Origin of the sequence: Serratia sp. JKS000199 (assembly GCF_900215455.1) — a bacterium.
Taxonomy (GTDB): Bacteria; Pseudomonadota; Gammaproteobacteria; order Enterobacterales; family Enterobacteriaceae; genus Serratia; species Serratia ureilytica.
Window position 1 is genome coordinate 2,339,075 of the sequence record NZ_LT907843.1, and the last position, 26,737, is coordinate 2,365,811.

The 26,737-nt window shown below is 59.3% G+C and carries 24 protein-coding genes; 16 read left to right on the forward strand and 8 right to left on the reverse strand.

Translation table 11 applies throughout. The features are described 5' to 3' along the window. Nucleotides 1-49: 49 nt before the first annotated feature. From cheW to CPH57_RS24350, 7 genes are all read right to left on the reverse strand, one after another. Nucleotides 50-550, reverse strand: a complete 501-nt coding sequence (gene cheW / locus CPH57_RS11265) for a chemotaxis protein CheW (RefSeq protein ID WP_025303271.1) — start codon at nucleotides 548-550, stop codon at nucleotides 50-52. A 32-nt stretch (nucleotides 551-582) separates the two neighbouring features. Further along, a complete protein-coding gene (gene cheA, locus CPH57_RS11270; protein ID WP_033643535.1) occupies nucleotides 583-2,598 on the reverse strand; it encodes a chemotaxis protein CheA in 2,016 nt (671 codons plus the stop codon). Next, a complete protein-coding gene (motB, locus tag CPH57_RS11275; protein ID WP_033643536.1) occupies nucleotides 2,595-3,659 on the reverse strand; it encodes a flagellar motor protein MotB in 1,065 nt (354 codons plus the stop codon). The genes cheA and motB overlap by 4 nt, the downstream gene beginning before the upstream one ends. Continuing rightward, a complete protein-coding gene (gene motA / locus CPH57_RS11280; protein WP_015378266.1) occupies nucleotides 3,656-4,546 on the reverse strand; it encodes a flagellar motor stator protein MotA in 891 nt (296 codons plus the stop codon). Before motA ends, motB begins: the two co-directional genes overlap by 4 nt. A 145-nt stretch (nucleotides 4,547-4,691) precedes the next feature. After that, complete coding sequence (gene flhC / locus CPH57_RS11285) at nucleotides 4,692-5,276, reverse strand: flagellar transcriptional regulator FlhC (RefSeq protein ID WP_016927281.1); 585 nt, start codon at nucleotides 5,274-5,276, stop codon at nucleotides 4,692-4,694. Further along, nucleotides 5,276-5,626 carry a flagellar transcriptional regulator FlhD gene (gene flhD, locus CPH57_RS11290; protein WP_033643537.1) on the reverse strand — a complete coding sequence of 117 codons (351 nt, stop codon included), beginning with the start codon at nucleotides 5,624-5,626 and terminating at the stop codon, nucleotides 5,276-5,278. Before flhD ends, flhC begins: the two co-directional genes overlap by 1 nt. Nucleotides 5,627-6,455: 829 nt before the next feature. Then, complete coding sequence (locus CPH57_RS24350; protein ID WP_127897182.1) at nucleotides 6,456-6,704, reverse strand: hypothetical protein; 249 nt, start codon at nucleotides 6,702-6,704, stop codon at nucleotides 6,456-6,458. A gap of 278 nt (nucleotides 6,705-6,982) precedes the next feature. Between CPH57_RS24350 and ydgT the strand changes: the two genes are divergently transcribed. The 3 genes from ydgT to CPH57_RS11310 all read left to right on the forward strand — a co-directional run bounded on the left by ydgT (nucleotide 6,983) and on the right by CPH57_RS11310 (nucleotide 8,932). Next, on the forward strand, nucleotides 6,983-7,198 hold the full coding sequence (gene ydgT, locus CPH57_RS11300) for a transcription modulator YdgT (RefSeq protein ID WP_004934895.1): 216 nt from the start codon (nucleotides 6,983-6,985) through the stop codon (nucleotides 7,196-7,198). A gap of 197 nt (nucleotides 7,199-7,395) precedes the next feature. Then, on the forward strand, nucleotides 7,396-7,815 hold the full coding sequence (gene uspC, locus CPH57_RS11305) for a universal stress protein UspC (protein WP_096242348.1): 420 nt from the start codon (nucleotides 7,396-7,398) through the stop codon (nucleotides 7,813-7,815). An 85-nt stretch (nucleotides 7,816-7,900) separates the two neighbouring features. Continuing rightward, on the forward strand, nucleotides 7,901-8,932 hold the full coding sequence (locus CPH57_RS11310; RefSeq protein WP_033650857.1) for an NADP-dependent oxidoreductase: 1,032 nt from the start codon (nucleotides 7,901-7,903) through the stop codon (nucleotides 8,930-8,932). A 35-nt stretch (nucleotides 8,933-8,967) separates the two neighbouring features. On the opposite strand, the gene pcp is transcribed toward CPH57_RS11310, so the two are convergent. Next, nucleotides 8,968-9,615, reverse strand: coding sequence for a pyroglutamyl-peptidase I (gene pcp / locus CPH57_RS11315; protein ID WP_033644303.1), 648 nt, complete (start codon nucleotides 9,613-9,615; stop codon nucleotides 8,968-8,970). Nucleotides 9,616-9,712: 97 nt separating this feature from the next. Here pcp and CPH57_RS11320 point away from each other — a divergent pair, with 97 nt between their 5' ends. From CPH57_RS11320 to tssM, 13 genes are all read left to right on the forward strand, one after another. After that, nucleotides 9,713-10,645: a LysR family transcriptional regulator gene (locus CPH57_RS11320; RefSeq protein WP_033643541.1), complete on the forward strand. Its 933-nt coding sequence runs from the start codon at nucleotides 9,713-9,715 to the stop codon at nucleotides 10,643-10,645. A 513-nt stretch (nucleotides 10,646-11,158) separates the two neighbouring features. Then, entirely contained in the window at nucleotides 11,159-13,504 is a 2,346-nt protein-coding gene (locus CPH57_RS11325; protein ID WP_096242349.1) for a type VI secretion system Vgr family protein, read from the forward strand. 12 nt (nucleotides 13,505-13,516) lie between these two features. Next, nucleotides 13,517-13,906: a DUF3592 domain-containing protein gene (locus CPH57_RS11330; RefSeq protein WP_033643543.1), complete on the forward strand. Its 390-nt coding sequence runs from the start codon at nucleotides 13,517-13,519 to the stop codon at nucleotides 13,904-13,906. Between the two features lie 102 nt (nucleotides 13,907-14,008). Then, entirely contained in the window at nucleotides 14,009-14,509 is a 501-nt protein-coding gene (locus CPH57_RS11335; protein WP_096242350.1) for a hypothetical protein, read from the forward strand. Nucleotides 14,510-14,682: 173 nt separating this feature from the next. Continuing rightward, nucleotides 14,683-17,229, forward strand: a complete 2,547-nt coding sequence (locus CPH57_RS11340) for a DUF2169 domain-containing protein (protein ID WP_089194892.1) — start codon at nucleotides 14,683-14,685, stop codon at nucleotides 17,227-17,229. Then, nucleotides 17,226-18,293 (forward strand): pentapeptide repeat-containing protein, encoded by a 1,068-nt coding sequence (locus CPH57_RS11345; RefSeq protein ID WP_089194893.1) that lies wholly within the window; start codon nucleotides 17,226-17,228, stop codon nucleotides 18,291-18,293. Before CPH57_RS11340 ends, CPH57_RS11345 begins: the two co-directional genes overlap by 4 nt. 30 nt (nucleotides 18,294-18,323) lie before the next feature. Beyond that, complete coding sequence (locus tag CPH57_RS11350; protein WP_033650852.1) at nucleotides 18,324-18,959, forward strand: DUF3540 domain-containing protein; 636 nt, start codon at nucleotides 18,324-18,326, stop codon at nucleotides 18,957-18,959. 17 nt (nucleotides 18,960-18,976) lie between these two features. Then, nucleotides 18,977-19,369, forward strand: coding sequence for a DUF4150 domain-containing protein (locus tag CPH57_RS11355; protein ID WP_033643549.1), 393 nt, complete (start codon nucleotides 18,977-18,979; stop codon nucleotides 19,367-19,369). A gap of 48 nt (nucleotides 19,370-19,417) precedes the next feature. Next, a complete protein-coding gene (tagV, locus tag CPH57_RS11360) occupies nucleotides 19,418-19,918 on the forward strand; it encodes a type VI secretion system accessory protein TagV (RefSeq protein WP_033643550.1) in 501 nt (166 codons plus the stop codon). 29 nt (nucleotides 19,919-19,947) lie between these two features. Continuing rightward, nucleotides 19,948-20,478: a type VI secretion system lipoprotein TssJ gene (gene tssJ / locus CPH57_RS11365; protein ID WP_033643551.1), complete on the forward strand. Its 531-nt coding sequence runs from the start codon at nucleotides 19,948-19,950 to the stop codon at nucleotides 20,476-20,478. 40 nt (nucleotides 20,479-20,518) lie between these two features. Then, nucleotides 20,519-21,865, forward strand: a complete 1,347-nt coding sequence (gene tssK / locus CPH57_RS11370) for a type VI secretion system baseplate subunit TssK (RefSeq protein ID WP_033644304.1) — start codon at nucleotides 20,519-20,521, stop codon at nucleotides 21,863-21,865. A 21-nt stretch (nucleotides 21,866-21,886) separates the two neighbouring features. Further along, complete coding sequence (locus tag CPH57_RS11375) at nucleotides 21,887-23,089, forward strand: DotU family type VI secretion system protein (protein ID WP_049272050.1); 1,203 nt, start codon at nucleotides 21,887-21,889, stop codon at nucleotides 23,087-23,089. Further along, nucleotides 23,089-26,724: a type VI secretion system membrane subunit TssM gene (tssM, locus tag CPH57_RS11380; protein ID WP_096242351.1), complete on the forward strand. Its 3,636-nt coding sequence runs from the start codon at nucleotides 23,089-23,091 to the stop codon at nucleotides 26,722-26,724. The genes CPH57_RS11375 and tssM overlap by 1 nt, the downstream gene beginning before the upstream one ends. The last annotated feature ends 13 nt before the right edge of the window (nucleotides 26,725-26,737 follow it).

The window sequence follows — 26,737 nt, forward strand, 5'->3', positions numbered from 1 at the left end:
GGAACGTGAAGGTTGAAGGGGGCAGCGCCCTGCCCCCTTGAGTCTTGGATCAGACGCTTTTCGCCACGCTGTCGACCAGCGACATCTCTTCGCTGCTCAGCAGCTTTTCGATATCCACCAGGATCAACATGCGCTCGCCCAGCGAACCGAGGCCGGTGAGGTATTCGGTCGCCAGAGTCACCGCGAACTCCGGCGCCGGACGGATCTGCTCGGCGGTCAATGACAGCACGTCGGAGACGCCGTCAACCACGATGCCCACCACGCGCTGGCCAAAGTTCAACACGATCACCACGGTGTTCTCATCGTAGGAAACGCTCTGCTGGGAGAATTTCACCCGCAGATCGATGATGGGAACAATCACGCCGCGCAGGTTGGTGACGCCCTTGATGAACGCCGGGGTGTTGGCGATGCGGGTCACCTGATCGTAGCCGCGAATTTCCTGCACCTTGAGGATGTCGATGCCGTACTCCTCGTTGCCCAGGGTAAAAATCAGAAACTCTTGCCCTACCGTTTCGCCAGCCAATTTGCTGACGGCTGCCAATCCTGCCATATCATTCACCTTTTAAATCAATAAACTCATTATTATGCGGCGGCGTCCGTCAGACGCTTTTCACGGTTCAAGGTTTGCAACGCCGAGACATCGACGATCAAGGCCACGCTGCCGTCGCCCAAAATGGTCGCGGCGGAAATGCCCGGCACTTTGCGGTAGTTGCTTTCCAGATTCTTCACCACCACCTGATGCTGGCCAATCAGCTGATCCACCAGCAACGCATAGCGGCGGCCGGCGCTTTGCAGGATCACCACAATGCCCTGGGTGGCGTCGGTTTTGGCGCCTTCCACTTCGAATACCCGATACAGTTCCACCAGCGGCAGGTATTCGCCGCGCACCTGCAGCACGCGCTCGCCGCCGGCCAGCGGGTGCAAGTCTTCCGCCTGCGGCTGCAGCGATTCCATCACCGCGTTCAGCGGCAGAATAAAGACTTCGTCGTTCACTTTGACCGACATGCCGTCGAGGATCGCCAGCGTCAACGGCAGCAGAATGCGGATGGTGGTGCCTTTACCGGCCTGCGAACGGATCTCGACGTGGCCGCCCATCTCCTGAATATTTCTTTTCACCACGTCCATGCCGACGCCGCGGCCGGAAACGTCGGTCACCTGCTCGGCGGTGGAGAAGCCCGGCGCGAAGATCAGCATGCCGACCTCTTCGTCGCTCATGCTGTCGCTCACCGCCAGCCCTTGCGAAGCGGCCTTGGCGAGAATTTTTTCGCGGTTCAGACCGGCGCCGTCGTCGATGACCTCAATACAGATGTTGCCACCCTGGTGTTCGGCCGACAGCACCAGATTGCCCACCGCCGATTTACCGGCGGCGATGCGGGTGGCCGGCTCTTCGATACCGTGATCGAGGCTGTTGCGCACCAGGTGCGTCAACGGGTCGATAATCCGTTCGATCAGGCTCTTGTCCAGTTCGGTCGAGCTGCCCTGCAGCGTCAGCTCCACCTGTTTGTTCAGCTTGCCGGCCAGATCGCGCACCAGACGCGGGTAGCGGCTGAAGACGTATTCCATCGGCATCATGCGGATCGACATCACCGACTCCTGCAGATCGCGTGCGTTACGCTCCAGCTGGCTCATGCTGTTCAGCAGATCGCCGTGGTTCACCGGATCCAGCGTGCCGGAACGTTGCGCCAGCATCGACTGGGTGATCACCAGCTCGCCCACCAGGTTGATCAGCTGATCCACCTTTTCCACCGCTACGCGAATGCTGGTAGATTCGCTCGCCTTGGCGCGTGCTTTCGGCGCTTCGGCCGCTGCGGCCGCAGGTTTGGCGGCAGGCAGCGCAGCGCTGGCGACCGGCGCCGGTTCCGGCGCAGCGACCGTCTCCGGCAAGTTCGCCTCCGCGACGGCCGGCGCGCTTTGCGTCGGCGTCGAGAAGCTGATTTGTTCCGGTTCCAGCACGAAGCACAGCACGGCGCTGATGTCGTCTTCGCTGGCGGAGGTGAGCAACGTCACGTCCAGGCTGTGTTCCGTCTGATGCGGGTCTTTAACTTCGCCGAGGTTGCCCAGCTCTTCCAACATCAAGGGGATTTCACTGGCTTTCAGCCCGTTCAGGCTGATGCGCATGCCGCCTTCGATCGCCGCCGGCGCGGCCGATGGCTGAGCGACCGGCTGCTGAACGGCGGGTTGAGCCGCAGGCGCCTCCTGCTGCTGTTGCGCTTCCAACGCCAGCTGACGCAGCGCCTGGCAAATGTATTCAAAGCTTTCAGCGTCAGGCTGTTGCGAGGTTTTATAGGCGTCCAGTTGCTCCTGCATAATGTCTTTGGTTTCCAGAAACAGGTTGATAATCTCGGTGCTCAGGCTCATTTCCTGGCGTCTTGCACCGTCCAGCAGGTTCTCCAGCAGATGGGTGGTTTCCTGCAGCACCGAAAAACCAAAGGTCGCCGCGCCGCCCTTGATCGAATGCGCCGCGCGGAAGATGGCGTTCAACGGCTCGATATCGGGGGCCAGCGGATCCAGCTCCAGCAGGTGTTGCTCCATGTCGGCCAGCAACTCGTCCGCCTCATCAAAGAAGGTCTGATAAAAATCGCTAATGTCCATGCTCACGGGGTCACCTCTGGCTGTGAGTCGCGGTTAGTCGGTGCGGGTGCGGCCGCCGGTGGTTCCGGCGCCTGGTCGGCCGGGGCTATCGCCGGGGACGCCTGCGGGGGAGCGTTCGGCGTTGGTGCCGCGGGTTCCGGGGCTGTCGTCGAGGATTCCGGCGTTTGGCTGGCCGGCGCGGTCGCCGACGGCGCCAGCTGCTTCAGGCTGTCCGGCTGGGCAATATCCAGCGCGTTGCTTTCGGCATTTTCGTGCTCGATGCCCTCTTGCGTTTGCTTGTTCAACACCAGCACGGTGATGCGGCGGTTAATCGCATCATCGGCGCCATGCTGTTTCAGGCTCATGGTGGCCGCCATGCCTACCACCCGCAGCACTTTGCCTTCCGCCAGGCCGCCGGCGATCAGCTCGCGACGCGACGCGTTGGCGCGATCGGCCGACAGTTCCCAGTTGCTGTAGCCGCGTTCGCCGGTGGCGTAAGGGATGTCATCGGTGTGGCCGGACAGGCTGATTTTGTTCGGCAAGTCGTTAAGGATCGGCGCTATCGCGCGCAGAATATCGCGCATGTAGCTCTCGACCTGCGCGCTGCCGGTTTTGAACATCGGCCGGTTCTGGCTATCGATAATCTGGATGCGCAGCCCTTCGTCCATCATGTTGATCAACAGATGTGGACGCAGCGCCTTCAGGCGCGGATCGGACTCAATCAACTCATCCAGCTTTTCACGCAGCTTGTTCAGGCGCAGCTCTTCGGCGCGCGAGTCCGGCGAATCGACCTGTTTTTTCACCAGGCCATGCTGTTGCGTTGGATCGTCGCCGCCGCCAGGAATGGGGCTGCTTTCGGAACTGCTCTTGTCGCCGCTGGTCAGGGCAACCTTGAGCGGCGTGCGGAAGTATTCGGCGATTTGCGTCAGCTCCTGCGGGCTGGCGATCGCCAGCAGCCACATCACCAGGAAGAACGCCATCATCGCCGTCATAAAGTCGGCATAAGCGATCTTCCAGGAGCCGCCGTGATGGGCGGCATGATGCGACTTGCGCTTTCTGACCAAAACGACCGGATGATTCTGTTTCATGCTTCTTCTTCTTCCGTCGCCTGCTGCGCCGGCGCTTTCACGCGGCGCACGTGTTCTTCCAGCTCAACGAAAGAAGGACGTTCGGTGGTATACAGCGTTTTACGGCCGAACTCGACCGCGATCTGCGGCGCGTAACCGTTCAGGCTCGACAACAGCGTGACTTTGATGCACTGCATCATCTTGACGTTTTCGGCGCTCTTCTGACGCAGCAACGTCGCCAGCGGCGAGATGAAGCCGTAGGCCAGCAAAATGCCGAGGAAAGTACCGACCATGGCGTTAGCGATCAGCGCGCCCAGTTCAGCGGCCGGACGGTCAGCCGAAGCCAGGGCGTGCACCACCCCCATCACCGCCGCGACGATGCCGAACGCCGGCAAGGAGTCGCCCACCATCGCCAGACTGCCGGCGGGCACTTCGCTTTCCTGCTCGTAGGTTTCGATCTCTTCGTCCATCAGCGCTTCGATCTCGAACGCATTCATATTGCCGCTCACCATCAGCCGTAAATAGTCGGTAATGAACTCCACCAGGGTGTTATCGGCAAGGATGCGCGGATAATTAGAGAAAATTTCACTTTCTTGCGGATTATCGATATCGAACTCGAGCGACAGCATGCCCTGCTGACGCGATTTGGCCAGCAGACGGAACAGCAACGCCATCAGATCCATATACAGATCTTTGTTGTATTTGGAACGGCGCATCAGGCGCGGCAGGGCGCGCAGCGTCGCTTTGATCGCCTTGCCGTTGTTGCCGACGATGAAAGCGCCGACCCCCGCCCCGCCGATAATCAGAAACTCCGCCGGCTGATATAACGCACCGAGATGACCGCCCACGATCAGGTAGCCGCCAAACACCGCACCCAATACCACGAGATAACCCAAAATAACTAGCACACGCATTCCTTAAATTAACAATGTGGATGGAAGGTGGGGCAAACGCGCCCTGGCGCGACAGACCAGGCTGCATGTCTGGGGGCGGCATGCCGCCCCTGCGTATCACACGTCGGTATTCATTGCCGAGAGCCGGCAACGTGGCGGCTCAAATGGCGCGTTTGACCTGCTCGTCCAGCAGTTGAGGAATAATATCGGCCAGTTGCGGCGAAAGTTTACGTCTTTTTACGGCGCGGGATGGGGGTTGGCATAAACTGCAGATGAAACCGTTCAGCGGCTGGTGCGCGTGGGTGATAAATGCGCCGCCGCAGCAGCTGCAAGCGGAGAGCTGCAACATGCCGCTGTCGACGAAGCGCACCAGCGTCCAGGCGCGGGTCAACGCCAGCAACGGCGCCTCGCCGGCCTGCTGCGGGCACTGCTCCAGGTAGAGGCGATAGGCTTTGATCACCGCTTCCACCCCGCTGCACTGTCCGCTTTTCATCAGAAACAGGTAGGCGTTATAAAACATCGAGGAATGAATATTCTGTTCCCAAGTCATAAACCAGTCGGTTGAGAACGGCAACATTCCTTTTGGCGGCGGGCTGCCGCGCAACTCCTTGTAAAGTTTAATCAAGCGCCCGCGGCTGAGCTGGGTTTCACTCTCCAGCATCTGCAAACGGGCCCCCAGCGAAATCAGCTCCATGGCGAGCTGAATGTCCTTGGCTTCTTGAACAATGCTTTTCTCAACCATCATCAGGCTCTTTTCTTCGTCGGGCTAGCGTCTTTACTCGATAGCTCTTGCAGTAAATGGCTTGATAGCAAAATGCCGGTATGGATTTGTTGCAGATCGTCGACGCGCGACTCTTTGGTCAGGCGTTCGATGGTCTGGTGATCGTTAAAGCGGAAGTGGCAAACCAGCTGGTTGGTCTCGGCCAGTTTGACCATTTGCGGCAAAGTCAGCTGCGCCAACGCATCGGCCATGGTCTCATCAATACCAAGGCGGAACATCGCGGACGCTTTTTCATCGTTGATCAAACGCTGTGCTAAAAGTAAATATGACAAATTGATGTCATAAATATGCTTAAGTAATTCAGACGTACCCATATTCCCCATCCCGACAGACTATGTTTAAAAACATACGCTGGGTGATAAATTTTATCGCCCGTGACCTGGGTTGTTTCCCAAAGTTGGCAAATTAATCTCTCAAAAACGACTGCTATAATTTTCGCCAATCGCTAAATTCGACCACTGTTCAGTATTTGCTACGAGCGTAAACCAACGTGTATGGATGTACAGCATTCTGCTTCGATAGTGTTTAGTCACCATGAAACTATTTTTACAAATTTAATAAGATTATTCCTAAAGCAGCGCAACTCTACCCCCGAACCATTAGCACACACAATGTAAGTGAGAGGCAATTTTAAATACAATGTGACATAGATCACAAAAATAAAAAATAATTAAGCCAAATACCCCTAAATTCGCACATTTTATGACCCGCATTTTGCTCATAAAATCGCCTTAGGTAAAAAAACGTCTTAAAAACAATGTTTATCAGCCAAAAAATTATCTTTTTTAGATCAATTCGAACAAAACCATCACCAAACCAAAATAACAGAACAAAAATCTGCATATAGGCAACAATCTTAGTATAAATAACCATTTGAGCCGCTAAAAAATATCCCAGGTGAAAAATAACCAATGTAAACTATAAGGTTATTAGCTATCGGATTTGACTTAAACCCTCCGCAGAGGGTTGTTCTAATTTTCAACATCAGGTGATTATGGCTTATCAATGATTCGCTGGCGTAGTGAACAAGCCAATAGACGTAACGATATGTTTCCGTATTAGCGCGGCGCAAGAATGGTTTTTTAACGTTAAATTACCCCAAAACGACATATCGGCAGCACATCCTAAAGCTTTAGCGTTTTTTTATTTCTTTTTTGCCGGCGCATTAATTACCACGCCGTTCCAGACGTTATTAAAATTCCCGCGCCCCATCGTTTCATTGCAATAAAATAAAACGCAGTTTTGTTTTACTTGCCATAATCGCGCAGGCCAAACAGGCGTAGTTTCAATGCCGACAGCGGCAACATACATCGCCTCGTGCTGCGAGCGCCCTCCGGACAGGCGAAAAAAACGCCGCCAAAGGAGAGCGAGCGCGGCTTCGCGCGCTTGCATGCAGCGAAACGTCGACGCTTAAGCTTCTCGTTCGTGACGCATCGCCCTGAGACTTTCCCTATTTCTTCATTTATCAGCAGGATGAGATTGCTGATGGCGCACTTGCATATTATGATTTATCCCAGCGCCGCCACGGGCGGCGTCACATTATTACCCAGTGCAATTTATTCACTTGAAATGATTTTTGTCAGGTCGTACATCGCTGCCTCGACGGCGTCGCCGTGAGCCGCTATGTGTTATTCACCCGGCTTTAACTATTAACAGGCTATATTTTAATCATGACCGATACGCTCGAATATCTGCTGACATTCCGTAAATGCTCCTCTTTGGACAGCCTGGAGAAGGTGTACGACAAACTGAACTATTCCATTGAAAACGATACAGAAATGAGCAATATGTACCGTGCTGCCGACCACCGTCGCGCCGAGCTGGTTGCCGGTAAATTGTTCGATCTGGGCAAGGTGCCGAAAACGCTGTGGGCGCAGGTGCTTTAATTCAGTGAAATTACGTGCGGCAACGGTTTTATCTTTTATTGCTATATAACCGGAGCAAACTCAGCTTTTATTGCCGCGCGTGATGCGAAACACATTTATTCCCCCCGCCAGGTTCTACCCTTTATCCGAGCGCAGCATTTCATCCAAGGCCCCGACGCGGCAGCCTGAAACACGACGGATGCAACAAGGAGTGGAATATGGGGTATCAAAACGTTCTGGTTACCGTCGCCGTCGCGCCTGACAGCCATCGCCTGGTGGAAAAGGCCGTCTCTATCGTCCGCCCCTACGGCGGCAACATCACCCTGTTAAGCACCCTCGCCAATCCGGAAATGTACAATAATTTCGCCGGGCCGATGCTGGCCGATTTGCGCACGCTGATGGAAGAGGAAACCCGGCTGTTTATGGAGGAACTGCGCCAACGCGCCGGCTACCCGATCGCCGATACCCTTATCGTGCATGGCGAGCTTGGCGACAGCCTGGAATACGCCAGCCGGCATCAGCCGTTCGACCTGCTGCTCTGCGGCAATCATCGCGACAGCATGATGAACAAAGTCTCCTGTTCCGCCGCCCGCTTCATCAACATCAGCCATATCGACGTGCTGATCGTTCCGCTCTGAGGCTAAGCACATTCGGTAACGTTGCCTTGGTGCCCCTGGACTAGGCTTAACGAACCTTGTTTGTCGCAACACAAAGGAGCTTTCGATGTCCCCTTCTCAACAGAACCGCCGCTTTCTGCTGGCCTCGCGTCCGCACGGCGAACCGACGGCGGCGAATTTCCGCCTCGACACGGTCGCCGTGCCACAACCCGAGGCCGGCCAGCTGCTGCTGCGCACCGTATATCTGTCGTTGGATCCTTATATGCGCGGACGCATGAGCGATGCACCCTCCTACGCGCCGCCGGTGGAAATCGGTCAGGTCATGGTGGGCGGAACGGTATCTCGCGTGGCGGCCTCACAGCATCCCGATTTCAACGTCGGCGATTGGGTATTGGGCTATGACGGTTGGCAGGATTACGCGCTGTCCGACGGCAGCGGCCTGCGCAATCTCGGCCCACACTTGCCGCACCCTTCCCGCCTGCTCGGCGTGCTGGGCATGCCCGGTTTTACCGCTTACATGGGGTTGCTCGATATCGGCCAACCGCAGGCGGGTGAAACGCTGGTGGTCGCCGCCGCCAGCGGCGCGGTCGGTTCAGTGGTCGGCCAAATCGGCAAACTGAAAGGCTGCCGCGTCGTCGGCGTTGCCGGCGGTGCGGACAAATGCCGCTATGTGGTGGAAGAGTTGGGTTTCGACGCCTGTATCGATCACCGTGCCCCCGACTTTGCCGAACAGCTGGCCGCCGCCTGTCCGCAGGGCATCGACATCTATTATGAGAACGTCGGCGGCGCCGTATTCGACGCCGTGTTGCCGCTGTTGAACGCCAAAGCGCGCATTCCGGTCTGCGGCATCATCGCCCATTACAATGCCACCGGGTTACCCGCCGGGCCGGACCGCTTACCGTTGCTGGAAGGGCTGATCTTACGTAAACGTATCCGCATGCAGGGCTTTATCATCTTCGACGATTACGGTTCACGCTTTGATGAATTCCTGCAACAGATGAGCAGTTGGGTCGAGCAAGGAAAGATCAAGTTCCGCGAGGACATCGTCGATGGACTGGAGCAGGCGCCGCAGGCCTTTATCGGCCTGCTGCAGGGCAAAAACTTCGGCAAATTGGTGATCCGCGTCGCTGACGAATAACGCGCATCAGGGCGTGGCGCGCCACGCCCTGCTTGTCAATGCACGGCACCGTCGCCGAATTGCACATCCTCCTCTACCGTGAGCGTCACCTGCACGAGAGTGCGCACCGCTTCCACCATCGTCGCCAGCGCCATACTCGGCTTGCCCGGATGCGCCGCCGCCAGTTCATGGCTGTACGGAATGTGCACGAATCCGCCCCTGGCCCGCGAATGCCGCGTCTCCAGATAGTGACGCAGACCATAAAAAATATGGTTGCAGTTATAGGTGCCCGCCGTGTAAGAAACGCCCGCCGGGATCCCCTGCCGGCGCAGTTGCTGCACCGCGGCCTTGACGGGCAGCGTACTGAAATAGCCCACCGGCCCGCCGGCAACCACCGGCACGTCAATCGGCTGTTTACCGGCATTGTCGGGAATGCGGGCATCGATCAAATTGATGGCTACCCGTTCCAGGGATATTTCGGCTCGGCCGCCGGCCAGCCCCAGACAGATCACCGCCAGCGGCTGCAATGCCTCAATCGCCGCGATCAGCTGCTGGTTGGCCACGCCCAATACGCACGGCAACTCGAGCACCGCGATCTCCGCGCCGGCGATACGCTCTCCGGCCAATGCCTGCGCGACCTGCCAGGAAGGGTTCACCGCGTCACCCTCGAACGGCTCAATGCCGGTGATTAACACTTTGTTCATCATTTCCCCTGATTGAAGGCTAAATACGTGTGCTACCAGCCTAGGGAACGCTGTAAGATTCTGGAAATGGATTATCTGTATATAGAGTATTCATAAAATGAATTTAGCCAACGTCGATCTCAATTTACTGGTGGTGTTTGAAGCGCTGTATCAGACTCGTAACGTCACCGCCGCGGGCCGGCGTCTTAACCGCGCGCAACCTTCCGTCAGCAATGCATTGGCGCGACTGCGCATTCTGCTCAACGATCCGCTGTTTGTCCGCAGCGGCGGCGGCATGGCGCCCACGCCGCGCGCCCACCAGCTTATGCCGCAGATACAGCGGGTGCTTGAGCAAATCCATCTGGCGTTGGCGCCCCCTGCCCGTTTCGATCCGGCCACCGCCGGGCAGCGGCGTTTTACGCTGGCCGCCGGCGACTATGCGGATATCTTGCTGCTGCCCGCCATCATCAGCCGTTTGCGTCAGGCGGCACCCGGCATCGATATTCGCGTTTCGCGTCTGGATCGCCGCAATATTTACCGTCAATTGGATAGCGGGGAGGTGGATGTCGCGCTGGGAGGGCATCTTTCCGGGGCGGAAAGTCACTATGTGCGCACGTTGTTTGAAGAGCATCTGGTCTGTATCGCCAGCCGTTCACACCCGCAATTGGCGGATGGCCGCTGGGATCTGGCCCGCTACCTCAGCCTGCCGCACGGGCTGTACGCGCCGGCTGACGACGGCTCCGCCAGAGGCTTGGTCGACCGCCGCCTGGCGGAAATCGGCGGCCAGCGGCGCGTCGCCGTGACCTTTTCACACATTGTCGCCCTGCCGGCGGTGGTCGCCGACAGCGATCTGATCGCCACCCTGGCCGCCAGCGTGGCCCGGCGTTTTTCCGATCCGCAACGCGTACGCATTCTCCCGCTGCCTGAGGAGTTGGCCATCGCGCCTTTCCCCATTGAGCTGATCGCCGGCCGACAGGCGCAACGCGACCCGGCCTTAATCTGGCTCTGTGACCTGATAAGCCGACTTTCCCTCGATCCCCTTCCGCGCTAACCGCATCAATTGCTGCTTTATCAACCATTCAGACTCACCGTCGGAGGCCCGCACCGCGGGCTTTTCACGCAGGCCAAATAGGAATCATCCGAATTAACATTCGGTAAATTTATATATTTGATCATCTTTAACTAACGAATGGTAAGGATAAAAAATACTCAGTGACTTTTTTCACGGAAAAAAAGAGTTGTTTTATAAACACGTTGACTTAAGTGTTACAGATTTATTATTTGGTATTACCATTTTCCCAATAATTTTGGATAAAAAAAGATCTGCTCGTATCCATATGTTTTAGATAATAAAAAACCAGATCGTGAGCGAGTTAACGAATTGAGCATTGATCCACAAGGCTATTTTGCAAATGCAGAGCTCTATTGTAGACTGCACAAATCGTGCCTTTGTGTAAACTTTGTTAAATCTTTCGTCAGCCCCTGTCTCAATTCGTGACAGATACGCCATCGGGATCGCGCGTCAAATCTCGTGCGGTAGCTATGCCTAAACCGGGGATATAGTATGGATCGCCTTATCATTGCGCACACACCTTTGCCCGCCTATCAGCTGTTGTTCAGAAGCCTTTCCGGTGAGGAAAGACTGGCCGGGCTGTTCGAGTTCGACGTCGAGCTGCTCAGCCCTGACAATCGCCTCGATCTGAAATCGCTGCTGGGACAAAAAATCACGCTGGAGCTGCGGGGCAACCCGATGGCCCCGCGTTATCTCAACGGCAATATCACGCGTATGACCCTCTCCGGACGAGAAGCCGGCGGCAACCGCTACTATATCTACCGCGCCGTGCTGCGCCCCACGCTGTGGTACCTGACGCAAAACCGCGATTTTCGCATCTATCAGGAAAAGACCGTTCCCGACATCCTGACCCAGGTGCTGGGGCAGTATCAGGTGAAGATCGATAACCGTCTGAGTTACGACTACCGCATCTGGGGGTACTGCGTGCAGTATCAGGAGAGCGATTTCGATTTCATCAGTCGTCTGATGGAACATGAAGGCATCTATTACTATTTCACGCACCAGCAGGACGGCCATACGCTGGTGCTGGCCGACGCGCCGGCGGCGCATCAGGAACTCGCCGGCTATGCCAGCATCCCCTATCAGCTCGCGGAAGGCGGTCTGGTGGAAAACAAGGACAGCATCAACAGCTGGAGCGTCTCGGACGCCATCACGCCCAGCCTGTATAGCCTGGATGACTACGATTTTCGCAAACCGCGCGCGCGGTTGCTCGAGGCCCGGCAGAATCCCGCCTCGTTCGCACAGGATAAAGCCGAGGTGTTCGACTGGCCCGGGCGTTATACCGATCACGCCCACGGCCAGTTTTACGTCAAGGTGCGCCAACAGGAGTTCGAAGCGCAGCATGAGCAGATGAGCGGCGAAGGCAGTTCGCAGGGCATTGCGCCCGGCTACCGTTTTCAGCTGATCCAGGCGCCGCGCATGGAAGACAACCGCGCCTATCTGGTGGTCAGCGCGCGTTACTTCATGCAGGAAAACAGCTACGCCAGCAACGATAACGACGTTGGCGAACAACATACCGAATTTCAGGTGGTGCCGGCGGACATCAACTGGCGCCCGGCGCGCACCACACCCTGGCCGAAAACCCATGGCCCGCAGACCGCCGAAGTGGTTGGCCCGGAAGGCGAAAGCATCTGGACCGATAAATATGGCCGGGTGAAACTCAAGTTCCGTTGGGATCGCCACGGCAGCGGCAATGAAACCAGCTCCTGCTGGGTGCGCGTCTCCAGCGCCTGGGCCGGCTGGAAATACGGCGGGATCCAAATCCCGCGCGTGGGTGAGGAAGTGGTGGTCGACTTTATCAACGGCGATCCGGATCGCCCCATCATCACCGGCCGCGTTTACAACGAAGACAGCATGCCGCCTTGGGATCTTCCCGGCGACGCCACCAAAATGGGCTTTATGAGCCGCAGCAAAGGCGGCGGCGTCGACAATGCCAGCTTCATGTTCCTGGAAGACTCGCCCGGCAACGAATCTTTCGACATGCACGCCGAACGCAACATGAACATGACGGTGGAAAACGACAAGAACGTCAATATTGACGGCAGTCGCACCACCACCATCGGTCGCCAGCAGAACGATACCGTCACCGGCGACGCCACGTTCCTGTACAAAGCGAAACGCACCACCACCGTCGATGGGCTGGAAACCGCCAACCTGAACGCTCACCAGACGGTGAACATCAAAGGCGGCCGCGCCCTGACGATTATCGACGGCGGCGATAAGATCGACATCACCGGCAATCAGTCCTTCAAGCTTGACGGCGCGCAGACGCAAAACATTACGCAAACCCAGCATGTCACGGTGAAGGGCGACCAGACCCTCGACATTACCGAGGGGCAACAGACCAACACCATCAACAAGGGGCAGACGGTCAACATCACCTCCGGCGGGCAGCACACCACCATCACCGCCGGCGGGCAAACCACTACCGTCACCGCAGGCGGTCAGACGCTGACGGTGGAGGCCGGCGGCCAGACCACCGACATCACGGGGAATGTCAAAGAAACCTACAAAAACGATCAGCAAACGACCATTAGCGGTTCGCTGACCATCACGGCAAAAACCATCAGCATTACCAGCGAGGACGGCGTGTCTATTTCGGCGCCCACCTGGAAAGATAACTGCCACGGCTATAAGTGGACCGCGATAGGCGCCAACCTTGCCTTAACGGGGCTGAGCGTCAAGCACACGATGTTCGATGTTTCCCATAACCCGCTTTCGATCAGCAAAACCAATTTCAAGCTAAGCAACGATCCCATGACGTTCACGCAGCTTGGGGCCTTAATCACCAACGGTTCTTTGCGATTGAGCAGCAAGGCGCTGGCGATCTTTTTATAAGTAGGGATGCCCATGTCCAAAGCCAAAAATATCTTCACCGTAATCGGTTTGATTTTATTGGCCCCTATTCTCAGCCTGGTGGGTTTTTTCAAATTCATCACGGTCGATATCTGGGGCTATTTCAAACACATCGGTTCCTCTCTCAGCGTGATGGAGAACGGAGTTTCCGCCTCCGGGCAAATCGTCAGCATCCGCCAGACCAACCTGTGGGACGGGAATCGGCCGGTCTGCGAAGTGGAAGTCAAATACATCGCCCAAGACGGAAAAAACCATACGGCCGTAGCGAAAGGCCCGATCAGCGTCGTTGATCTGCCGCGTTATCAGCCGGGTCATTTCACCGCGATAAAGTACGATCCCAAGAACCCCAAAAAAGCGGTGATCGAAGAGTTATCCCGACTTTGAGCGAAAAGAACCTTTTCAATCAACGCGATCCGATTTCAACGTTGTGAAAACGACTTGTCGTCCATCAGTTCGCTAAATCACCTTGCATAAGGAAGTGTCACGATGGGCGCGTTTATTGCCTTTTCGACGCAGGACAGCCTCTGGGGACAAATCCTGTTTACCTTCTTAGGCATCCTGGTTGGCGGCGTATTGATCGCCACCATTTGCAAGACCGTCTTACCCGCGGGCAGAACGGCGGCATTGTCCGTCCGGTTGCTGATCTTTGTCGCACTGATGCTGGCGATACTGAAGTACAACCAGCAGGTGATGTCTGCGGTGAACGCGCCCGCGGAGCTGATCGGGTTCCTGATTTTGCCCGGTTTTTTGATGGGTTATCTGGGTGCGGCGGCCCCCGGCAGACTGGCGCTGGCGATAGAACTGTGCTGTTTTGCCCCGCTCGCCGCGCTGCTGATTCTGGGTACCCCCGGCGTCGGCTTTTTTGCCCCCTATCATCTGGAGAGCGCAGGCCAATTTACCGCCAAGGCGATCGCCGCGGCATTGTCCGTCGCCGTCGTACTGCTGGCTCGTAAAATAAGCGGGAAGGACAACGCACCGTCCTCTTGATAATCCCTTTGACGCGAGGAAATGCTCCCCGCATTCGCGATCGGCTCTGGACGCCGCATCGTTTTCTTCATCTGTTGTGACATAGCCTGATATCTATTAAACCGAAAAACGGATTGTTTTTGAGCAAGCAGCCTGGCTGCCGGCTGATATCCACAGGAAGCTTTACACACACAATGAAAGTCGTAAAACCTCTGCGCCTCAGCGCGCTTCATCGCCCCTTCTCTTGGCAAGGGCAAAATCATCTGGGCGTTTCCATTTTGGCCTTGGCCGACATGGGGGCTTCCCCGCGCCTGCGCCCCGAACCGGAGCTGTGGCAGTTGGCCGCCGACGAACTTACGCTGAGCGGCGGCGTGCTCGATTTGGCTATTCCGAAAGCCTGTGCGGAGTTTCTCGCCACCGGCAACGCTTACACCCACCATCAACAAGACAAAACCGCCTGCGCCGTGAAGATCCAGCTTGATTCGCTGGAGAAAACGCTGGTGGTTTTCGGCGATCGTCATTGGATCAACGATCGCCCCTCCTCTCCTCTCCCTTTTGCAGAAATGCGTCTGGACTGGCGCCGGGCTTACGGCGGGGCTCAGTTCGCCGATAATCCGCACGGCATCGGCGCCACTCCAGAAACATTTCCGCAGGGCCGCATTCATCGCCTACCCAATGTTGAACCGCTGCAGGAGCGCCTCGCGTCTCCTCGGCAAAGCGCGCAGCCGGCAAGCTTTGACGCGTTGGAGATCACCTGGCCGCGCCGCTTCTCACGCATCGGTAAAAACTACGACGCCGACTGGTTGAAACACGGTTTTCCCGGCTTCGCCAACGATATCGACTGGCGCCTGTTCAACATGGCAGAAAGCGATCAGCAGTTTCCCCAACGCGACAGCTTGCCGCTTCAGGCTGCCTACCGGATATGGAACATGCACCCTTCAGAGCCGGTTCAGCAAGGCCGTTTGCCGCCGTGGCGCGCACGCTGCTTCATTAACCGGCTGCGCGGCGGCGAAGCGCATTTCGGGGAAGTCGCGATGCGCCACACCACCGTGTGGTTCTTTCCCCATCGCGAACAAATGCTGTTGATCTACCAGGGCAGCCTTCACATCAATGAAGACGATGCCGCAGACGTCATGCAGCTCATGCCGGCGCTGGAAATTGAGGGTAAAAGCCGCACCGTCGCGCATTATCGGCAGGTGCTCGATCGGCGGCTTGATAAAGAGCATGGCGCTCTGCACGCTTTTCGTGAAAAAGATTTGCTGCCGGAGTGCTGTATTGGCCCCTGGCTCGATACGGAAACGCCGACGCAGCAAAGCCCGATGGTGGAAAACATCGCCGCCTACGAGCATCACCAACGCGAACAACACCGCCAACGTCTGCAGCGCGAAGGCCGAGACATCGACGACATGTTTGCCGCGCCGCCAGCTGAACCGATGCCCGCTTTGGATCAGCTGGCCGAGTTTGTCGAGGGCATGGAACAGCGCGCTGAAGCGCATTACCGTGAAATCCGCGATAACGCGCAGGCAAACGGCATTGATATTGACGGCCCTGGCCCCGCCGACCTTTCCGGCGCGGAAAGCTACCAACAGCAGCGCGACCAGCTGTTTCAACAGGCGCGTCAACGCCCCGACGCGTTTAGCGACAAGCAGTTGGGGGAAAGCGAGCGCGCGCTGCACCAAATGTATTTAATGTCGGCACAGGCGCAAAGCCCGGCGCTGCGTTTAAGCGGCGATCTGGCACAGATCATTCGCCAACGCGTCACCGCGGCCATGCAGCGCGATAAAGATCTCAGCGGCCTGGACCTCACCGGCGCCGATCTGTCCGGCATGGACCTCAGCCATGCCACCTTGCGCGGCACGTTGCTGGAAAACGCCAATCTGCGCCAAGCCCGGTTGGTGGGCTGTGACCTTCGCGAGGCAATGCTGGCGCGCGCCGATCTCTGCGGTGCCGTCTTGCAGCAGGCGGATCTGAGCCACGCCTCTTTGGCCCTGGCGAAATGCGAAGCGACGGATTTCGGCGGCGCGCAGCTGCATGAAACCAACATTCAACAAACGTTGTTTCAACGCTGCAACTTCACGATGGCGTCCTTACGCGATTTGCTGGGGTACGAAACCTTGCTCGGACAGTGTGATTTCAGCCGCGCCACGTTGGCCAACATTACGCTGATGGAGCTGCAGCTGGAGCAACTGACATTCAGTCACGCCCGGCTCGACAAAGTCAGCTTCATCAAATGCCGGCTGCTGGCGGTGAAATTCGAGCAGGCACGGCTGGAAAGCTGCGCCTGGGTTGATACCGAAACACAAAACCTCAGCTTCCGCGCCGCGCGCCTGACGGCCTGCGCCTTTGCGGCAAAGACGCTGTTGCCCCAGGCGGATTTCAGCGACGCGACGCTGAACCAGTGCAATTTGCGTCAGATGCCGTTGCAGCGGGCGAGTTTCAGCCGCGCGCGCCTCAACAATTGCGATCTGTCGGAAACGCGGCTGAACGAGGCCGACTTCAATCAGGCCAACGGCAGCGGCAGCCTGTTCATTCGCAGCGATCTGACGCGCGCCAACCTGCGCGACGCCAACTTTATTGCGGCGATCCTGCAAAAGTGCGTGCTGTCAGGCGCCGACCTGCAGGGCGCCAATCTGTTCCGGGCCGATTTGTCGCAGTCGAAAGTGGACAAGGCGACCCGGCTCGACGATGCCTATACCGCCAGAGTGAAAACATTGCCTCGCCACAACGGGAAAGAAGTATGACCTCAACGCCAGAGCAGATACGCCAGCGTGTGAAACGCGGCGAACCGATTTCCGGTGAGGATTTGCACGGCCTGTCATTCGCGGGTATGGATTTGGCCGGCGCAATGTTCAACGCCCTGAACCTGAACGGCGTGGACTTCTCCGATTGCGATCTGCGCGACAGCGTATTCAGCGATTGCCGGCTCGAGCACGCTCTGTTTACTCGGGCGAACCTCAAGCAAACGGCCTTCAATCAGTGCGCCATGTCCGCCAGCCGCTTCAGTGAGAGTCATATCGAGCTGACGATGTTCAACGAATGCCGGCTTGAACAGGGTGATTTCAGCCGTCTGCCGCTCACCCAAAGCCACTGGATGTCATGCCAATTGGCCGGCGCGAACTTTTCCGCCACTCAGCACGATCGCACCACGTTTTACGAAAGCCCGCTCGACGGCGCCACGTTGGAGCATGCCCGACTTTCGCTTGTCACGTTTTTTCGCTTAACCCTCTGTAATACAGAATTTTCAGGAGCAGATTTCGACCGCGTCACGTTTTTCGAATGCGACCATCGCGGCAAAAGTTACGCCGGGCAGCGCCTGATCGCCTGCCAGTTTACCGATAACCAATTGGACGACGTCGACTTCAGCCAGGCGACGCTGCGCCAAAGCAACTTCAAGGGCGCTTCGCTGCGGCGCGCCAACCTGACGGGCGTGCAGGCGCAGCAGTCGCTGTGGCAGGAGGCCAACCTGACTCAGGCGCAGTGCCGCAGCGGGCAGTTCGATCAGGCGATTTTCAGCGAAGCGACGCTGGACGCCGCCAACTTCAACCAGGCGCGTCTGTATCAGGGCGTGTTCCAGCACAGCCGCGCGGCGCGCTGTGATTTCAGCGACAGCGACCTGACCTACGCCGATTTTTGTTATGCCGACATCGGCGCCGCCGATTTTCGGCGTGCGCGCTTCATGCGCACCCGCATGCACCGCGCCCACCAGCAGCAAACGCGCTGGGGCGACCGCAGCGGCATTCTCGAGCGCGACGAAGAGCTGTACGCCGCCGAAATCTGGAGCGCACAGCGCCAGAGCCGCATTTGAACGTATTGACCACTTCACGAGGGGATCACCATGAGCGTTGTCAACACTACTCGCGCCGTCAACATCGCGCCGCCCCAGCAGGCCGCCGGTCAGGTCGTCAACCTGTTGCCGGACGGCAGCCTGGTGGTGGAATGTGAAGGCCGCGGCTGGCATTGCCGCCGTGCGGCCAGCTGCCTGCTGACGCCGGCCCTCGGCGATAGCGTGCTGGTCGCCGGTTGCGGCCACCAGCTGTGGGCGATCGCCGTCCTCGAGCGCGCGGAACCGCAAAACGCGGCGCGGCTGAGCGTCGAAGGCGATCTGCACATTGAAACGCTGCACGGCTCGCTGTCGCTGCACGGCGCGCAGGCGCTGAACCTGAGCGGCGACGCCATGACCCTGCAAGCGAACAGCGGCGACTGCCACGTCGACAAGATGAAATACAGCGGCGAAGAGCTCTCGGCTTTCGTCAGCATCAGCCGCCTGGTCGGCAAACGCTGCGAGTCACTGTGGCATTCGGTCAGCCAGATCAGCCACTCGCTGTTTCGCAAAGTGCGCCAGACCGAGCACGTGCGCGCAGGGCAGCTGGATTATCAGGCGGAAGATTACGCCCGCATTCATGCTCGCAACACGCTGATTACCTCGAAAGACATCACCAAGCTGGATTCGGAACAGATCCACGTCGGATAACCTTGCGGAGGCCTTTTATGTTTGCCAACAGCCAAATGATCGGCGTGGACCTGGCGTTTCCCGACGTCTGTCTGACGCCAAGCCCGGCGCCGGTGCCCATTCCCTACCCGGATATCGCCCTGGCGCCGACCGCCATCCCGAACGCGTTCAACATTCTGTTCGTCGGCACCCCGGCGCACAACATGGCGACGGTGACGCCCCTGACCAACGGCGACAACCCCGGCGTGGCCACCGGCGTCGCTTCCGGCACGGTGATGGGGCCGTCCCGCCACCTGACCGGCGCCTTTACCGTGCTGCTCAAAGGCACCCCGGCCACCCGGCTGACCAGCCTCAGCCTGCAGAACTCCACCAACGCGCTCGGCATGCGCATCGTGCCGAGCCAATTAAAAGTGTTGCTGCTTGCGCCCTGATGACGGCGCTTTATTACACAGCCATTCAATCAAGAAAAAGAGGACATTGTGAAAACACGGATTACCCTGACGTTGTTGACCGCCCTGACGCTTGCCGGTTGCTCCACCCCACCGCCACCGCCGCCGGCGCTCAATAACGACGCCATCGTCAGCAGTGAAGTCAACGGCGTCACGCTAAAGCACCGCGCCGCGGTGAGCGCGCCGAAACAGTTCAAACCGATCGGTGAGGAGTACCGCAGCCTGTACGCCGCCAGCATCATGAGCAGCCCGAATTATACCGGCACCGCCGTCGGTAGCCTGGACAATGCCGCCGCGTTCTACGCGCTGGGCGAAGTGGAAAACAACTGGCTGGCGATCTCCGCCATCCGCGGCGGCGATCTGGTGGGGTATATCCAGGCCAACGCCGGCGTGCCGGAAGCGCGCTACAAAGCGACGCTGCGCAAAGATCTGCCGCGCCGCGCGCGCGCCGCCAAGCAGGACTGCGTTAAAGTCGGCGGCGACAGCAAGGCGTGCAAAAACGCCGGCTCAGCCACCTGGATCCTCCAGTAGTCAGCACGCCTGCGGGCGACGAGATTCCCATGACGACGACCCCTATCGCTTCCCGCTGGTGCGGGATGCTGTTTCTGCTGCTGGGCGCGCTGGCGCTCGGCGGCTGCATGTCTTCCGCGAAAAGCGTGCCGGCGCGTTACAGCCTGGTCTTCGACGCTGACCGCCAGGTCAACGCCGCCGCCGGCGCGCAACCGGCGCCGATCAAAATTCGCGTGCTGCTGCTGCGCTCGGATGCGGAATTCATGGAAGCCGACTTTTTCAGTCTGCAAAACGACGCCAAAAGCGTGCTCGGCAACAGCCTGCTGGACAGCGATCAGTTCTTCCTGACGCCGGGCCAGACCGGCAAAAAGCTCGGTGGGCAAAGCACATTGGACGCACGTTACATCGGCGTGATCGCCGAATATCAAAATCTGGACGGCAAGACCTGGCGCATTTCACTGCCGCTGCCGGAACCCACCGAAACCAATTTCTACAAGGTATGGCAATTCTCGCCGGATGAGCTGGAAGCGCATATCGTCGCGGGCGTGAGTGGCCTGCGCCCCGTAAAAAAGGTCGACTGACCTACCGCTGCGCTGAAGCGAAGTAACTATAGGTGTGATGATGAAAGATGCTCATAAGGTTGTCTGGACTGAGGGGATGTTTTTGCGCCCTCACCATTTCCAGCAGGCGGAAAACTATCTCGAAGGCTATATGCGCAACTGGGGCCAGGCCCACAGCGGCTGTTTCTGGGGCTTTCTCACCCTGGATCTGGACCAAACGCTGCTGCGCCAGGGCAAGATCGCGCTCAACGCCGCCAGCGGCATCATGCCCGACGGCACGCCGTTTCGCTTCTCCGGCGCCCAGCAGGCGCCCGCGCCGCTGGCCATCGCCGACAACAAGACCGGTGAAAACGTGGTGCTGGCTCTGCCGACCTATCGCGCGGGGCGTGAAGACGTGATCTTTCAGGAAAGCCCGGAAGCTCTGGCGCGCTATCTGGCTTACGAGACCGAAGTCGACGATCTCAACGCCGTTTCGGTGGGCAGCGCGGCCTTGCAATTCGGTCGCCTGCGCCTGCGGCTGATGCTGGAGAGCGAGCTGAACGCCGAATGGACTGCGCTCGGCGTCACCCGCGTGCTGGAAAAGCGCGGCGACAACAGCCTGCGTCTCGATACGGCGCAAATCCCGCCGATGCTGAACTGTCAGGGCAACCCGGTACTGAAGACCTTCATCAACGATCTGCAGGGGCTGCTGCAACAGCGCAGCCAGCAGATGAGTCAACGCCTGCTGCAACCGGGCCGCGGCGGCAGTTCCGAAATGGTCGATTTCATGCTGCTGCAGCTGATCAACCGCCATCTTGGCCAGGTGAGCCACGCCTACCACCTCGACCATCTGCACCCGGAGCGCCTGTTCGCCGATTGGCTGCAGTTCGCCACCGAACTCGCCAGCTTCTCGGCGCAGCGCACCCCGGAAGGCCGCCTGCCGGTGTATGACCACGACAATCTGGCGCTGTGCTTCGGCAAGCTGATGCTGTTGCTGCGTCAGGGCCTGTCGGTGGTGCTGGAGGACAACGCCATTCAGCTGACGCTGGTCGAGCGCTCCCACGGTCTGAACGTCGCCACCGTGCAAGACGCCAAAATGATGCGCGACTTCGGCTTCGTGCTGGCGGTGCGCGCCGACGTGGCCGCCGAGGTGTTGCTGACCCACTTCCCGGCGCAGATGAAGATCGCCCCGGTCACGCGCATCCGCGATCTGGTGCAGCTGCAGCTGCCGGGCATCGGTCTGCGCACCATGCCCGTCGCGCCGCGCCAGATCCCTTATCACGCCGGCTACACCTATTTCGAGCTGGAAAAAGGCGGCGACCTGTGGAAACAGATGGAAAAATCCAGCGCCTTCGCCCTGCACCTGGCCGGCGAATTCCCGGGGCTGGACATGGAATTTTGGGCGATTCGCAGCCATACGGACCGGTAACCTATGACTCAGGAAAATAGCATGGCGCCGGCGGCTAACCCGCTGGTGGACGCCGCCAACCCGCTGCTGAACGCCATTTCGCAGATCCGCCAATCGGCCACGCACGCCAACCCGGCGCAGCTGCGCCAACAGCTGATCGACGAAATGCGCCGCTTCGAGATCCGCGGCCAACGCGCCAACCTGCCGTACGAAGTGATCATCGGCGCGCGTTATTGTCTGTGCACCGCGCTGGATGAAGCGGCGGCGCTGACCCCGTGGGGCAGCAACAGCGTGTGGTCCGGTAGCGGGCTGCTGGTGACCTTCCATAACGAAACCTGGGGCGGCGAGAAGTTCTTCCAGCTGCTGGCCAAGCTGTCGCAGAGCCCGCGCGAGCACATCAATCTGCTGGAGCTGATCAATTATTGCCTGCTGCTGGGCTTTGAAGGCCGCTACCGGGTGATGGAAAACGGCCGCTCGCAGTTGGAAACCATGAAGCAGCGCCTGCTGCAGCTGATTCGGTCGGTGCGCGGCGGCTACGCCCCGCCCCTGTCGCCTCATGCGCTGGATCTGCCGGTACAACAGAAACTGTGGCGTCCGCTGGTGCCGCTGTGGGCCTGCGTGGCGCTGACCGGCTTCCTGGCTTCGCTGCTGTTTATCGCCCTCAACTGGCGGCTGGGCGACAACACCAGCCCGGTGCTGGCGGCGATTTACCAAACCAACCTGCCGCAGGTCGCGATCGGTAATCCGGCGCCGGCCGCGCCGCCGACGCTGAGCCTGAAAAGTTTCCTGCGCAAAGAGATCGCCGAAGGATTGGTGGTGGTGCGCGACGAAGCGCAGCAAAGCGTGGTGATCCTCAAAGGCGACGGGCTGTTCGACTCCGCCGCCACCACGGTGCGCGCCAACTATATTCCGGTCATCGACCGCATCGCCGCCGCCATGAACGGCGTCAGCGGCAAAATCCTGGTCACCGGCTACAGCGACAACGTGCCGATCCGCAGCGCCCGCTTCGCCTCCAACTGGGAGCTGTCGCTGGCGCGCGCCGAAGCGGTCAGCGCCCGCTTGCAAAAACACCTCGCTAACCCGCAGCGGGTCAAGGCCGAGGGCCGCGGCGAGAGCAACCCCGTCGCGCCGAACGATAACAAAGTGAACCGCGCGTTGAACCGCCGGGTAGAAATTACGCTGTTGGTCGCCCCGGAAAACACCCAGGCGGAAATCAACGGCTTGCCGCAAGGAACCGGAAAGTAATGCTCAGTACGTTATTCTCCATCATCACCAGCCGCCTGCTGTGGGGCTTTGTCGGCATCACCGCGCTGGCGTTCATCATCTGGACGATCGGCCCGCTGGTCGCCATCGGTGACTATCGCCCGCTGGAGCCGGAACTCAACCGCCAGATCGCCATCGGCACTATCTACCTGATTTGGTTCCTGTGCCGCCTGATCCCGCGCCTCTACAGCGCCTGGTTCAACAGCCGCCTGCTGAGCAACCTGCGCGCCGCCGAAGCGGTGCCGGCGGAAGACGGCAAGCCCGAGATCAAACCAGACGATCCGCTGGCCCAGCGTTTCGACGAAGCGGCGCAGCTGTTGAAAAAGGCGCGCTTCGCCCCGGGCCAGGGCGACGGCAAACATCGCTGGATGACCCGCTTCAGCCGCCAATATCTGTATCAGCTGCCGTGGTATGTGATCATCGGCGCGCCCGGCGCCGGTAAAACTACCGCGCTGGTCAACTCCGGCCTGCATTTTCCGCTGGCGGATCGCTTCGGCAAGTCCGCGCTGCGCGGTGTGGGCGGCACCCGCAACTGCGACTGGTGGTTTACCAACGACGCGGTGCTGCTCGACACCGCCGGCCGCTACACCACCCAGGAAAGCCAGCGCGAAGAAGACGCCGGCGAATGGCAAAGCTTCGTCGCGCTGCTGAAAAAATATCGCACCCGCCAGCCGATCAACGGCGTGATGGTCACCATCAGCGTCGCCGATCTGCTGAGCGACAGCGCGGAAGCGCGCGCCGCGCAGGCCAGCGCGCTGCGCAAACGCCTGATAGAACTGCACGAACAGCTGGGCATTCACTTCCCGGTCTATGTGCTGGTGACCAAAACCGACCTGCTCAACGGCTTTATGGCCTATTTCGGCAGCTTCGACAAAGCGCAGCGCGACCAGATCTGGGGATTCACCTTCCCTTACGAGCGCTCGCGGCAGCCGGACTTCAACCTGAACGCCGCCTTCGAACAACAATACGCCCTGCTGCAACAACGGCTGGATGCGGCGCTGCCGGATACGCTGCTGATGGAGCACGACGCGCGCCAACGCGCCGAAAGCTACCTGTTCCCGCAGGAGTTCGCCGCGCTGCGCCCGCTGCTCGGCCAATATCTGGAACAGGTGTTCGCCACCTCCAGTTTTGAAACCCGCTTTACCCCACGCGGCATCTACTTCACCAGCGGCACTCAGGAAGGTCTGCCGTTTGACCGGGTGATGGGCGAACTGAACCGCTACCTGCAGCTGCCGCCGGCCAATTCAGGGGCGCAGGCCAACGCGGCCTGGGACAGCGTGGGCCAGGAAACGCCGATCCCGGCAGCCAAAGGCCAGAGCTTCTTCCTGAAAGAGACGCTGGAATCGGTGGTCTTCCAGGAGTCCGGGCTGGCGGGCAGCAACCGCTGGTGGGAATACCGCAACCGCGCCCTGCACTGGGCGGGGTACATCGCGCTGGCGGTGATCCTGGCGGTGCTGGCGATGTTGTGGTTCACCAGCTACGGCAACAACAAGGCCTATCTGGCGGAAGTGGCCGCCAAGGTGCCCGGCGTCGAGCGCCAGGGGCAAAGCCTGACCCAGTTGGGCAACGGCGATATGTTCTCGCTGCTGCCGTTCCTCAACAGCCTGCTGCATCTGCCGGACAGCCAGAACTTTTCGCTGGACGATCCGCCGTTCACCTATCGCATGGGATTGTTCCGCGGCGATCAGGTCGGCAACGCCGGCAATGCCCTGTACCAAAAAGCGCTGAAAGAACTGCTGCTGCCGCAGGTGGCACAACAGATCGCCGCCACGCTGCGCAACGATAACCACGGCGACGCGGACTTCAGCTATGAAGCGCTGAAGGCCTACCAGATGCTGTATCTGCCGAAGCAGTACGACGGCAAATTCCTGCGCGCCTGGGTGATGCTCAACCTGCAGCGCAACCTGCCGCAGGGCAGCACCCAAAAACAGCTGCAGCAGATCGAATGGCACCTGAGCCAACTGCTGGATACGCAGATCCAGGCCTCGCCTTACGCCAAAGACGAGCCGTTGGTGGCGCAGGCGCAGGCCGCGCTCAATCGGGCGCCGCTGTCGCAACGCGTCTATGGCCGCCTTAAGCGTCTGCTGCTGAAACAGACCGACATCAAGCCGGTCAGCCTGGTCGATTTGGCCGGTCCGCAGACCGAACTGGCATTCAGCCGCAAAAGCGGCAAACCGGTGACCGACGGCGTGCCGGGCCTGTTCACCTCGCAGGGGTATTGGAAAGCGTTCAACGACAACATCGATCCGGTGACCGATACCCTGCGCAAGGAAGACGTCTGGGTGTTGAACAGCCAGACGCCGGAGCAGAAAAGCGCCGATCTGACCAAGACCATCCGCCAACTGTACATGCAGGACTTTATCAGCGCCTGGGATGAGCTGCTGGGCGATATCCAACTGGCCAACATCGGCAACCTGACCCAGCGCATCAGCAGCGCGCGCCTGCTGTCCGGCAATCCGTCGCCGATGCGCAATCTGCTGGTTAACGTCAGCAAAAACGTCACCCTGCGCGACGAGAAAAGCGACGCCGATTCCCGCTCGCTGCTGGCCAAAACCGAAGACAAACTGAATCAAAACGCCAACCGCACGCTGGAGGCGCTGTTCACCAACCGGCCGGCCAACGCCGACGGCGACGTGTCGGCCCAGCCGGAACAGCTGGTGATGGCGCACTTCGCGCCGCTGCTTGAGCTGGCGCAAAGCCAGGGCGAAGGCAATAAGGCGATCCCTTTTGACAGCGTGCTGAAACAGGTCGATGAGCTGTACAGCTACCTGACGGCGGTGCAAGGCGCGGCCAACAGCGGCATGTCAGCGCCGCCGAGCGACATCATCCCGCGCCTGCAGGCCGAATCCGGCCGCTTGCCGGTGCCGTTCAAACAGATGCTGCTGTCGCTGGCGATCGGCGCCAGCAGCGACACCCAGCGCAAAGAGATGGAGAACGTGAAAAAGCGCATCAGCTTCGAGGTCGGCAGCTTCTGCCGCCAGGCGATCGCCGGGCGTTATCCGTTGGTGGCCCGGGCGCGCCAGGAAGTGACGCCGGACGATTTGGCGCGCATGTTCGCGCCGAACAGCGGGCTGATGGACAGCTTCTTCCGCGACAACCTGCAGGGCAAGGTCGATACCACCCGCGCCAACTGGCGTTTCACGCCCGGCGTGGACGGCAAGACGCTGCCCGGCGGCGAAGGCATCCTGCGGTCGTTCCAGCAGGCGCAGCGCATCCGCGACGCCTTTTTCGCCAACGGCACGGCGACGCCCTCTTACCGCGTGACCGTGCGGCCGGTGCGGATGGATAACGACATCCTCAACCTGACGCTGGATATCGACGGGCAGCTGTTCAAATACAGCCACGGCCCGCAGGTGCCGCTGGTGGTCAGCTGGCCGGGCACCCGCAATACCAACCAGGTGCATCTGCAGCTGGCGCTGGCCAACGGCACCACCGCCAGTCTGGTGACCAGCGGGCCGTGGGCGCTGAACCGCCTGGTGGATATGGCGCAGTCTTCGGGCACCGGCGGCCTCGGCCGTCAGGCGACGTTCAATCTCGACGGCCACCGCGTCACGCTGGAGTTCACGCCCAACAGCATTCGCAATCCGTTCCAACTGCCGGCCTTCTCGTGCCCGTAGCCCCGAAAGGACA